General features: G+C 70.2%; 9 protein-coding genes. 7 read left to right on the top strand and 2 right to left on the bottom strand.

Annotation, left to right across the window (positions count from 1 at the left end; genetic code table 11):
* Positions 1–225 precede the first annotated feature (225 nt).
* The 5 genes from secD to ACFWRV_RS31730 all read left to right on the top strand — a co-directional run bounded on the left by secD (position 226) and on the right by ACFWRV_RS31730 (position 7153).
* Complete coding sequence (secD, locus tag ACFWRV_RS31750) at positions 226–2004, top strand: protein translocase subunit SecD (RefSeq protein ID WP_384339371.1); 1779 nt, start codon at positions 226–228, stop codon at positions 2002–2004.
* Between the two features lies 1 nt (position 2005).
* Positions 2006–3091: a protein translocase subunit SecF gene (gene secF, locus ACFWRV_RS31745; protein WP_384339370.1), complete on the top strand. Its 1086-nt coding sequence runs from the start codon at positions 2006–2008 to the stop codon at positions 3089–3091.
* Positions 3092–3094: 3 nt separating this feature from the next.
* Positions 3095–3646 (top strand): adenine phosphoribosyltransferase, encoded by a 552-nt coding sequence (locus ACFWRV_RS31740; protein WP_384339369.1) that lies wholly within the window; start codon positions 3095–3097, stop codon positions 3644–3646.
* Positions 3647–3847: 201 nt separating this feature from the next.
* Positions 3848–4228, top strand: coding sequence for a hypothetical protein (locus ACFWRV_RS31735; protein WP_384339368.1), 381 nt, complete (start codon positions 3848–3850; stop codon positions 4226–4228).
* A gap of 228 nt (positions 4229–4456) precedes the next feature.
* Positions 4457–7153: a RelA/SpoT family protein gene (locus tag ACFWRV_RS31730; protein ID WP_384339367.1), complete on the top strand. Its 2697-nt coding sequence runs from the start codon at positions 4457–4459 to the stop codon at positions 7151–7153.
* 61 nt (positions 7154–7214) lie between these two features.
* Here ACFWRV_RS31730 and ACFWRV_RS31725 read toward each other — a convergent pair whose 3' ends face one another.
* Complete coding sequence (locus ACFWRV_RS31725) at positions 7215–8444, bottom strand: DUF349 domain-containing protein (protein ID WP_384339366.1); 1230 nt, start codon at positions 8442–8444, stop codon at positions 7215–7217.
* A 217-nt stretch (positions 8445–8661) separates the two neighbouring features.
* The gene (locus tag ACFWRV_RS31720) at positions 8662–9453 is read right to left on the bottom strand and encodes a peptidylprolyl isomerase (RefSeq protein ID WP_384339365.1); all 792 of its coding nucleotides are present in this window, start codon (positions 9451–9453) and stop codon (positions 8662–8664) included.
* 157 nt (positions 9454–9610) lie between these two features.
* Between ACFWRV_RS31720 and ACFWRV_RS31715 the strand changes: the two genes are divergently transcribed.
* Both ACFWRV_RS31715 and hisS read left to right on the top strand, forming a co-directional pair.
* Complete coding sequence (locus tag ACFWRV_RS31715; RefSeq protein WP_384339364.1) at positions 9611–10300, top strand: MBL fold metallo-hydrolase; 690 nt, start codon at positions 9611–9613, stop codon at positions 10298–10300.
* A 17-nt stretch (positions 10301–10317) separates the two neighbouring features.
* Positions 10318–11580 carry a histidine--tRNA ligase gene (gene hisS / locus ACFWRV_RS31710; protein ID WP_384339363.1) on the top strand — a complete coding sequence of 421 codons (1263 nt, stop codon included), beginning with the start codon at positions 10318–10320 and terminating at the stop codon, positions 11578–11580.
* The last annotated feature ends 45 nt before the right edge of the window (positions 11581–11625 follow it).

The raw sequence follows: 11625 nt of genomic DNA, 5'->3' as shown, positions 1-11625 counted from the left end.
GGGGGGGGGGGGCGGGCCCCCCCCCCGCCCCCCCGGGGGGGGGCAACCCCCCCCGGCGCCCCCCCCCCAACGACGTCCACACCACCCGGGGCCCGCCGCGCCCCCCCCGGCGCGCGGCGTCCCCGGGACCGTGCGGTCGTCTGCGGGGGCAGGGTCCCCACTACACTTCGTGGCCGCTCGGGCGCGTACCCGGCGCGGGGCGGTTGGACAGGGAGAAACGAGAAGGTGGCAGCACCCAAGAAGGGCCGAGGGCCGTCCGGCGGTCAGGGCAGGCCGGGGCGTGCCCTGGCTCTGATCCTCATCGCCATGGTCGCGCTCACCGGCGGGTTGTTCCTGTCCGGGCACACCACGCCCCGGCTGGGCATCGACCTGGCCGGCGGGACGTCGATCACGCTGGAGGCGCAGAACCAGCCCGGCAAGCCCAACGCGATCAACCCGACCAACATGGACACCGCGGTCGGGATCATCGAGCGGCGTGTCAACGGTCTGGGCGTCTCCGAGGCCGAGGTCCAGACCCAGGGCCGTCAGAACATCATCGTCAACATCCCCAAGGGGACGAACTCCAAGCAGGCCCAGGAGCAGGTCGGCACCACCGCCCAGCTCTACTTCCGGCCTGTGCTGACGGTGCAGGCGAGCGGCCCCGAGACGCCCAAGCCCTCCGGCACCCCCTCCGCCGACGCCACCCCGAAGCCCGGCGAGTCCGCCGACGGCAAGCCCGAGGGTGAGGACAAGCCCAAGGGCGAGGAGGCCACCGGTTCGCAGGCCACCCCCTCGGCGAGCGCCACCACCCAGGGCCGCGCGGTCACCGGCGCCCTGACGAAGGACGACCCGACCCCCGGCGCCACCGACAAGCCGAAGCCTTCCGATTCCCCCGAGGCCTCGCCCTCCGCGGACCCGGCTACGGCCAAGCTCCAGGAGCAGTTCGCCAAGCTCGACTGCACCGACCCGAAGCAGCGCACGGAGGCCGGCCAGAACGCCAAGCCGACCGACTCGATCGTCGCCTGCGGCTCGAACGTCCCGGGCAGCTACGAGAAGTACGTGCTCGGCCCCGCCGAGGTCTCCGGCAGCGACGTCGACGACGCCAAGGGCGCCATCGACCAGCAGTCCGGCCAGTGGATCGTGTCGATGGAGTTCACCTCCGCCGGCGCCAAGAAGTTCCAGACCATCACCGGCCGGCTCTCCCAGCAGCAGCCGCCGATGAACCAGTTCGCGATCGTCCTGGACGGCGAGGTCGTCTCCGCGCCCTCGGTGAGCCAGGCGCTCAGCAAGAACGCCCAGATCTCCGGCAGCTTCGACCAGCAGTCGGCCGAGGACCTCGGCAACATCCTGTCCTACGGCGCCCTGCCGCTGACCTTCAAAGAGGTCAGCGTCACCACGGTGACCGCCGCGCTCGGCAGCGAGCAGCTGCAGGCGGGCCTGATCGCCGGTGCGATCGGTCTGGCGCTGGTCATCATCTACCTGGTCGTCTACTACCGGGGTCTCGCCTTCATCGCGCTGCTGAGCCTGCTGGTCTCCGGCATCCTGACGTACACGATCATGGCCTTGCTGGGCCCGGCCATCGGCTTCGCGCTGAACCTCCCGGCGGTCTGCGGCGCCATCGTCGCCATCGGCATCACAGCCGACTCCTTCATCGTCTACTTCGAACGCGTCAGAGACGAGATCCGCGAAGGACGCACGCTGCGACCGGCCATCGAGCGCGCCTGGCCGCGTGCCCGCCGCACCATCCTGGTCTCCGACTTCGTGTCGTTCCTGGCCGCCGCGGTGCTCTTCATCGTCACCGTCGGCAAGGTGCAGGGATTCGCCTTCACGCTGGGCCTGACCACGCTGCTCGACGTCGTCGTGGTGTTCCTCTTCACCAAGCCCCTGATGACGCTCATGGGCCGGACGAAGTTCTTCTCCAAGGGCGGCCCGTGGTCCGGGCTGGACCCGAAGCGGCTCGGCGCCCAGCCGCCGCTGCGCCGCTCGCGCCGTGTCAACGCCCCCACCGAACCGAAGGAGGCGTGAGATGTCGCGACTCGGCAATCTCGGCGCCCGGCTCTACCGCGGCGAGGTCGGCTACGACTTCATCCGCAACCGCAAGATCTGGTACGGCGTCTCGATACTGATCACCATCACGGCCATCATCGGCGTGGCGGTCGGCGGCCTGCGCATGGGCATCGAGTTCAAGGGCGGCGCGGTCTTCACGACCGACACCAAGGCCCAGATCTCCACCTCCCAGGCCACGGACGTGGCGACCGAGGCCTCCGGCCACATGGCGATCGTCCAGGAGCTCGGCAACGGCGGTCTGCGCATCCAGATCACCGAGGTCGACACCGCGAAGGCGAACGAGATCAAGGAGACCCTCTCCGACGAGCTCGGCATCCCCGCCAACGACATCAACGCGGACCTGGTCGGCCCCAGCTGGGGTGAGCAGATCGCGAACAAGGCGTGGACCGGTCTCGGGGTCTTCATGATCCTGGTGGTGATCTATCTGGCCATCGCCTTCGAGTGGCGGATGGCCGTCGCCGCCCTCATCGCGCTGATCCACGACATCACCATCACGGTCGGTGTCTACGCCCTGGTCGGCTTCGAGGTCACCCCGGGCACGGTGATCGGTCTGCTGACCATTCTCGGTTACTCCCTGTACGACACGGTGGTGGTCTTCGACAGCCTCAAGGAGGGCCAGAAGGACATCACCAAGCAGACCCGCTACACGTACAGCGAGATCGCCAACCGGTCCATCAACAGCACGCTGGTCCGCTCCATCAACACCACCGTCGTGGCGCTGCTGCCGGTGGCCGGTCTGCTGTTCATCGGTGGCGGTGTCCTCGGCGCCGGCATGCTGAACGACATCTCGCTGTCGCTCTTCGTCGGCCTCGCCGCCGGCGCGTACTCCTCGATCTTCATCGCCACGCCGCTCGTCGCCGACCTCAAGGAACGCGAGCCGCAGATGAAGGCGCTGAAGAAGCGGGTCCTGGCCAAGCGGGCCGCCGCGGCCGCCAAGGGCGAGTCCCCCGACGACGGCCCCGAGGACCCGCGCGACGAGGCCGAGACGGCGAGCACGTCGATCGGCCGCCCCCGGTCGCACGGCCGCACCCCCGGGAAGCGCTGAGCGATGACGAGCACCACCGAATCGATCAGGGAGCTGCTGCTCAGCCGGATCCGCGATGTCGCGGACTATCCGAAGCCGGGCGTGGTGTTCAAGGACATCACGCCGCTGCTCGCGGACCCGGTCGCCTTCACGGCGCTCACCGACGCCCTCGCGGAGCTGTGCGTACGGCACGGCGCCACGAAGATCGTCGGCCTGGAGGCGCGCGGCTTCATCCTGGCCGCGCCCGTCGCGGTCCGGGCGGGCATCGGATTCGTCCCGGTCCGCAAGGCCGGGAAGCTGCCCGGAGCCACGCTCAGCCAGCCCTACGAGCTGGAGTACGGCAGCGCGGAGATCGAGATCCACGCCGAGGACCTCGACGCCGATGACCGGGTCATGGTCATCGACGACGTCCTCGCCACCGGCGGCACCGCCGAGGCCTCGCTGGAGCTCATCCGGCGGGCCGGCGCCCAGGTCGCGGGTGTCGCGGTCCTCATGGAGCTCGGCTTCCTGGCGGGCCGGGCCCGTCTGGAGCCGAGCCTCGCGGGCACTCCGCTGGAGGCGTTGATCACCGTCTGAACCAGCAGCATGCGAGAAGGGTGGGCGATACACATCGCCCACCCTTCTCGCATGCCACGGGCGAAATAATCGGAATCGCATATTCCGAATTCATTACTCCGGGTCAAATTGCTGTACTTTCCATGAAAGTCGTATGATGATCATTCTGATTTGTTCGCCTGTGAACGGAGTGAAATGCAGAAGGCTTTGAACCGTCGGGCCGTGAAGGTCGCCGGAGTTCTTGTCGGTGCTATGGGGCTTGCGTTGGTTTCCACGTCCGCCTACGCGGGGTCGAACGCCTACGCGCTGACCACGGACGACAATCCGGGTGGCCGTGCCGGATTCGACCACGACGGTCCGGGGGCGGAGCAGGAGTTCCTGCGCGTCTGCGACCAGGACGAGGACGGGTACCGCGCGACCGTTCAGGCTTCCTGGTCGGGTGGCAGCATTCGCCTGGACGCCTCGGGCGGCAATGGCTCGTGCAAGCACACTCCGGCTTCTTTCAATATCGCTGAAGGCAAGACGGTCACTTTCAAGGTGTGCCTGCGGAAGGGCTACTCGGGTACCCCGAAGTTCTGTGCGACGAGCAAGGGCGTCGCCTGACCGCACGTGGGTGCGCTGACGCCCGCAGAGGGTGATCAGGGCTGAAATCCCTGACCCCCGGGTGTCGGACAAGGGCCTGAACCGCTCGCCTATCCGCCCTCGGGCCGCTGGTCGGCCCGAGGGCTCGTGCGTGACCGCACGGGGCTCCCACCGTCCCCGGGCGAGGTCCCGCCGGGGGATCGATACCATGGGCTCTCCGGGTACCCCGGATCCGCACGAGGAGCGCTCTTGCCAGACGAGGCCCAGTCAGCCGCCGCCCCGCAGCCCGACAAGCCCGTGGCGGCCCCCGCCACGCCGGAGAAGGCCGCGCCCTCGAACGCGCCGAAGCCCGCGCCCCCCGAGCGGGCCGCCGAGCCCGAGCGCCCCCGGGCCGCGAAGCCCGGCGACACCCCGGGTCCCCAGGCCGCCGAGCCCGGCGACACCGAGCGCCCCCAGGCCGCCAGGTCCGCCGAGCCCGCCACCCCTCCCGCGAAGCCCGCGGCCCCCGAGGCCCCGTCGAAACCGGCCGGGACGACGGGCCCCGCGCAGCCTCCGGCCAGGAAGCCGGCCGCCGCCGCGCCCAAGCCCCCGCCCCCCGGGCCCCCGGCGAAGGCCGCGGCGCCCATCGGGTCCGTCTCCCGCTCCGGAGGCTCCTCCAACCGCGTACGGGCCCGCCTCGCCCGCCTCGGCGTCCAGCGCTCCAGCCCGTACAACCCGGTCCTGGAACCCCTCCTGCGTACGGTCCGGGGCAACGACCCCAAGATCGAGACGGCCACGCTCCGCCAGATCGAGAAGGCCTACCAGGTCGCCGAGCGCTGGCACCGGGGCCAGAAGCGCAAGAGCGGCGACCCCTACATCACCCACCCGCTGGCCGTCACCACGATCCTCGCCGAGCTGGGCATGGACCCGGCGACGCTGATGGCCGGCCTGCTGCACGACACCGTCGAGGACACCGAGTACGGCCTGGACACCCTCAGGCGCGACTTCGGCGACCAGGTCGCCCTGCTCGTCGACGGCGTCACCAAGCTGGACAAGGTGAAGTTCGGCGAGGCCGCGCAGGCCGAGACTGTACGGAAGATGGTCGTCGCGATGGCCAAGGACCCCCGGGTCCTGGTCATCAAGCTCGCCGACCGCCTGCACAACATGCGCACCATGCGCTACCTCAAGCGGGAGAAGCAGGAGAAGAAGGCCCGCGAGACGCTGGAGATCTACGCCCCGCTGGCGCACCGGCTGGGCATGAACACCATCAAGTGGGAGCTGGAGGACCTCGCCTTCGCGATCCTCTACCCCAAGATGTACGACGAGATCGTCCGGCTGGTCGCCGAGCGCGCCCCCAAGCGCGACGAATACCTCGCCATAGTGACCGACGAGGTCCAGGCCGACCTGCGCGCGGCCCGTATCAAGGCCACCGTCACCGGCCGCCCCAAGCACTACTACAGCGTCTACCAGAAGATGATCGTGCGAGGCCGCGACTTCGCCGAGATCTACGACCTGGTGGGCATCAGGGTACTTGTCGACACGGTCCGCGACTGCTACGCGGCGCTCGGCACCGTCCACGCCCGGTGGAACCCGGTGCCCGGGCGGTTCAAGGACTACATCGCGATGCCCAAGTTCAACATGTACCAGTCGCTGCACACGACGGTGATCGGTCCCAGCGGCAAGCCCGTCGAGCTCCAGATCCGTACGTTCGACATGCACCGCCGTGCGGAGTACGGCATCGCCGCGCACTGGAAGTACAAGCAGGAGGCCGTCGCGGGCGCCTCCAAGGTGCGCACCGACATCCCCAAGAACACCGGACGCGGCCAGGACACCGTCAACGACATGGCGTGGCTGCGCCAGCTCCTGGACTGGCAGAAGGAGACCGAGGACCCCAGCGAGTTCCTGGAGTCCCTGCGCTTCGACCTCTCGCGCAACGAGGTCTTCGTCTTCACGCCGAAGGGCGACGTGATAGCGCTGCCCGCCGGCGCGACCCCCGTCGACTTCGCGTACGCCGTCCACACCGAGGTCGGCCACCGGACCATAGGGGCACGCGTCAACGGGCGGCTCGTCCCGCTCGAATCGACGCTCGACAACGGCGACCTGGTGGAGGTCTTCACCTCCAAGGCGGCCGGCGCCGGACCCTCCCGGGACTGGCTGGGCTTCGTCAAGTCGCCGCGCGCCCGCAACAAGATCCGCGCCTGGTTCTCCAAGGAGCGCCGCGACGAGGCCATCGAGCAGGGCAAGGACGCCATCGCGCGCGCCATGCGCAAGCAGAACCTGCCGATCCAGCGCATCCTGACCGGCGACTCCCTGGTCACCCTCGCGCACGAGATGCGCTACCCGGACATCTCCTCGCTGTACGCGGCGATCGGCGAGGGCCATGTCGCGGCGGCCGGCGTCGTACAGAAGCTCGTGCAGGCGCTCGGCGGCCACGACGAGGCCAACGAGGACCTCGCCGAGTCCACCCCGCCCTCGCACGGCGGCCGCAGCAAGCGCCGCGCCAACGCGGACCCCGGCGTCGTCGTCAAGGGCGTCGAGGACGTCTGGGTCAAGCTGGCCCGCTGTTGTACGCCCGTCCCCGGCGACCCGATCATCGGCTTCGTCACCCGGGGCAGCGGCGTCTCCGTGCACCGCGCCGACTGCGTCAACGTGGAGTCGCTCTCGCAGCAGCCCGAGCGGATCCTGGAGGTCGAGTGGGCCCCCACCCAGTCCTCGGTCTTCCTGGTCGCCATCCAGGTCGAGGCGCTGGACCGCTCCCGGCTGCTCTCCGACGTCACCCGGATCCTCTCCGACCAGCACGTCAACATCCTCTCGGCGGCCGTCCAGACCTCCCGCGACCGGGTGGCCACCTCACGCTTCACCTTCGAGATGGGCGACCCGAAGCATCTGGGCCACGTCCTGAAGGCCGTGCGCGGCGTGGAGGGCGTCTACGACGTCTACCGGGTCACCTCGGCCCGCAGGCCGTAGCGGAGACACGAGGAGGCCCCGGTACGCATCGCGTACCGGGGCCTCCCGCTTGCCGGGCTTCTCAGCCGCCGAACTCCTCCAGGCCCTTCAGCGCCTGGTCCAGCAGCGCCTGGCGGCCCTCCAGCTCCTTGGCCAGCTTGTCCGCGCGGGCGTTGTTGCCCTGGGCGCGCGCGGTGTCGATCTGGCCGCGCAGCTTGTCCACGGCGGCCTGGAGCTGACCGGTCAGACCCGCGGCGCGGGCCCGCGCCTCCGGGTTCGTCCGGCGCCACTCGGACTCCTCGGACTCCTGGAGCGCCCGCTCCACCGCCTGCATCCGGCCCTCGACCTTCGGGCGGGCGTCACGCGGCACGTGGCCGATGGCCTCCCAGCGCTCGTTGATGGCCCGGAACGCGGCACGGGCCGCCTTCAGGTCCTTCACCGGCACCAGCTTCTCGGCCTCGGCGGCGAGCTCCTCCTTGAGCTTGAGGTTCTCGCCCTGCTCGGCGTCCCGCTCCGCGAAGACCTCGCTGCGGGCGGCGAAGAAGACGTCCTGGGCGCCGCGGAAGCGGTTCCACAGATCGTCCTCGGCCTCGCGCTGGGCGCGGCCCGCCGCCTTCCACTCGGTCATCAGGTCGCGGTAGCGCGCCGCCGTGGTCACCCAGTCCGTGGAGCCGGACAGCGCCTCGGCCTCGGTGACCAGCTTCTCCTTGGCCTTGCGGGCGTCCTCGCGCTGGGCGTCCAGAGCGGCGAAGTGCGCCTTGCGCCGCTTGGAGAAAGCCGAGCGCGCGTGCGAGAAGCGGTGCCACAGCTCGTCGTCCGACTTGCGGTCCAGGCGGGGGAGACCCTTCCAGGTGTCCACCAGCGCCCGCAGCCGCTCACCGGCCGACCGCCACTGCTCGCTCTGCGCCAGCTCCTCCGCCTCGGCGACCAGCGCCGCCTTGGCCTGCTTGGCCTCGTCGGTCTGCTGGGCCTTGAGGACCTTGCGCTCCTCGCGCCGCTTCTCGACCGTCGCCACGAGCGCGTCCAGCCGCTTGCGCAGCGCGTCCAGGTCGCCCACCGCGTGGTGCTCGTCCACCTGCTGCCGCAGATGGTCGATCGCCGTCGTGGCGTCCTTCGCCGACAGATCGGTGGTCTTCACCCGCCGTTCGAGGAGGCCGATCTCGACCACAATGCCGTCGTACTTGCGCTCGAAATAGGCCAGAGCCTCCTCGGGGGAACCGGCCTGCCACGATCCGACGACCTGCTCGCCCTCGGCAGTACGCACGTACACGGTGCCCGTCTCGTCGACGCGGCCCCACGGGTCGCTGCTCACAGCGCCTCCTCCACCTGATGCCTGCGAGGGGGTTCGCCCCCCGGGCATCGTCCACAGTTTCCAGGGGCGGGCCTCGCCCGCCCTGCACAACGCCAATCTAGGCGACCGGCCACCCGGCTGTCCGCACTCAGCGCGGCTGAAATTCTCCGCTCCGGCACAACGAGGGCGGCCCCCGCTGTGCCGGAGGCCGCCCGGGGCCGGTCGCCGCCCCGCCGGTTCAGCTCTTCTCGACGGAGGCCTTCTCGACCGTCACGGCCTTCTTCGGGGCGCCGTCGCCCGCGCCGCCCTCGACCCCGGCCTCGCCGACCTTCTGGACGGCCTTCAGCGAGGCGTCGTCCATCGTGCCGAACGGGGTGTAGGTGGGCGGAAGCTTCGTCTCCTTGTAGACCAGGAAGTACTGGCTGCCGCCGGAGTCCGGCTGGCCGGTGTTGGCCATCGCCACCGTGCCCGGCGGGTAGACGACCGTGCCGTCGGCGCCCGCCTTGCCGAGCGCGTCCAGGTTCTCGTCCGGGATGTTGTAGCCCGGACCGCCCGTGCCGTCGCCCTTCGGGTCGCCGCACTGGAGCACGAAGATGCCCTGCGTGGTCAGCCGGTGGCACTTGGTGTCGTCGAAGTAGCCCTTGTCGGCGAGCGCCTTGAAGGAGTTCACGGTCTGCGGGGTCTTCGCCGCGTCCATCGAGAACGCGATGTCGCCCTGGCTCGTCTTGAGCGACATCGTGTACTTCGCCGTTTTGTCGATCTTCATCGCGGGGAGCGGGGCCTTGCTCTCGCTCTTCGAAGGCTCCGGAGCGGGGCTCTGGCTCGCCGCCGCCTCGCTCTTCTTGTCCTTGTCGTCGTCCTTGCCCGCCACGACGAACGCGCTCACGCTCACGACGGCGACCACGGCCACCGAGGCCGCGACGATCGCGGTGATGCGCCTCGTCCTGCGGCGGGCCTCCTCCCGGCGCTTCTGCTGGCGCTCGAACTTTTCCCGGGCGAGCTGCCGTCGCCGCTGTTCGCTGCTGGACACCGGTGGGGCTCCTTGTTACGTCGTGAGTCGTCGGATGAGGGCCTGAGCTGCCCGTACCGTATATGGGTTACCTGTGTCATGAGGAGCGCCGGTAGGCTCTGATCCGCTGCATCCTTGTACTGCGGCCGCTTCCACCGGACGAACATTAAGGACGATCGTGCTCATTGCCGGGTTCCCCGCCGGGGCCTGGGGGACCAATTGCTACCTGGTCGCCCCCGCCGCCGGTGAGGAGTGCGTGATCATCGACCCGGGCCACCAGGCCGCCCAGGGCGTCGAGGAAGCGCTGAAGAAGCATCGGCTCAAGCCCGTCGCCGTCGTCCTCACCCACGGGCACATCGACCACGTCGCCTCGGTCGTCCCCGTCTGCGGCGCCCATGACGTCCCCGCCTGGATCCACCCCGAGGACCGCTACATGATGAGCGACCCGGAGAAGGCGCTCGGCCGCTCGATCGGGATGCCGCTCATGGGCGAGCTGACCGTGGGGGAGCCGGACGACGTCAAGGAGCTGACCGACGGCTCGAAGCTGACCCTGGCCGGTCTGGACTTCGGCGTCTCGCACGCGCCCGGCCATACCAAGGGGTCGGTGACGTTCGGGATGCCCGAGGCGGCGGACATTCCGCCGGTCCTCTTCTCGGGCGACCTGCTCTTCGCCGGCTCCGTCGGACGCACCGACCTGCCCGGCGGCGACCACGCCGAGCTGTTGAAGTCGCTGGCCCGGGTGTGCCTGCCGCTCGACGACTCGACCGTGGTGCTGTCCGGCCACGGCCCCCAGACGACCATCGGCCGCGAGCGCGTCGCCAACCCGTATCTGAACGGGTTGGACGCGGCGCCGCGCCGAGGACTGTAGACGAGAGACGTATACACGTGAGCACCTTTCAGGCCCCCAAGGGCACGTACGACCTGACGCCGCCCCGTTCCGCGACGTTCCTCGCGGTGCGCGAGGCGATCGCGGCCCCGCTGCGCGACTCGGGCTACGGCTACATCGAGACCCCCGGCTTCGAGAACGTCGAGCTGTTCGCGCGCGGTGTCGGTGAGTCCACCGACATCGTCACCAAGGAGATGTACACCCTCACCACCAAGGGCGGTGACCAGCTCGCCCTGCGCCCCGAGGGCACCGCGTCCGTGCTCCGCGCCGCCCTGGAGGCCAACCTCCACAAGGCGGGCAACCTCCCCGTCAAGCTCTGGTACTCCGGCTCGTACTACCGCTACGAGCGCCCGCAGGCGGGCCGCTACCGCCACTTCTCGCAGGTCGGCGCCGAGGCCATCGGCACCGAGGACCCGGTCCTGGACGCCGAGCTGATCATCCTCGCCGACCAGGCGTACCGCTCGCTGGGCCTGCGCCAGTTCCGCATCCTGCTGAACTCGCTGGGCGACAAGGAGTGCCGCCCGGTCTACCGCGAGGCGCTCCAGACCTTCCTGCGCGACCTCGACCTCGACGAGGAGACCCGCCGCCGCATCGAGATCAACCCGCTGCGCGTCCTGGACGACAAGCGGGCCGACGTGCAGAAGCAGCTCACCGACGCGCCGAAACTCCGCGACTACCTCTGCGACGCCTGCAAGGCGTACCACGAGGAGGTCCGCGCGCTGCTGACGGCGGCCGGAGTCGGGTACGAGGACGACGAGAAGCTGGTGCGCGGCCTCGACTACTACACCCGCACCACCTTCGAGTTCGTCCACGACGGCCTGGGCTCCCAGTCCGCGGTGGGCGGCGGCGGCCGCTACGACGGACTGTCCGAGATGATCGGCGGCCCCGAGCTGCCGTCCGTCGGCTGGGCGCTCGGCGTGGACCGCACGGTTCTCGCCCTGGAGGCCGAGGGCATCGAGCTGGACCTGCCCTACACCACCAGCGTGTACGCGGTCCCGCTCGGCGAGGAGGCCCGCCGGGTGCTGTTCGGCGTCGTCACCGGGCTGCGCCGCGCGGGGATCGCCGCCGACTTCGCCTTCGGCGGCCGGGGTCTGAAGGGTGCGATGAAGAGCGCCAACCGCTCGGGCGCGCGCTACACCCTGGTGGCGGGCGAGCGCGATCTCGTTGAGGGCGTCGTCCAGCTCAAGGACATGGAGTCCGGCGAGCAGAGCGCGGTGCCGCTGACCGGGGTCGCGGCCGAGCTGGCGAAGCGCCTCGGCTGACGGAGCCGTGGGCGGGGCGCGGGCGGCTGGACCTCAGGTCCAGCC

The sequence above is a fragment of the Streptomyces sp. NPDC058576 genome, assembly GCF_042718715.1.
Lineage (GTDB): Bacteria > Actinomycetota > Actinomycetes > Streptomycetales > Streptomycetaceae > Streptomyces.
Note: the sequence above shows the minus strand (reverse complement) of the source record. Positions and strands in the feature narration are given on the sequence as shown.

Bases quoted from the DNA above. Each gene is read 5' to 3' on its own strand.
- ACFWRV_RS31740 (WP_384339369.1), top strand. From the start codon at position 3,095: ATGACGAGCACCACCGAATCGATCAGGGAGCTGCTGCTCAGCCGGATC.
- secF (WP_384339370.1), top strand. From the start codon at position 2,006: ATGTCGCGACTCGGCAATCTCGGCGCCCGGCTCTACCGCGGCGAGGTC.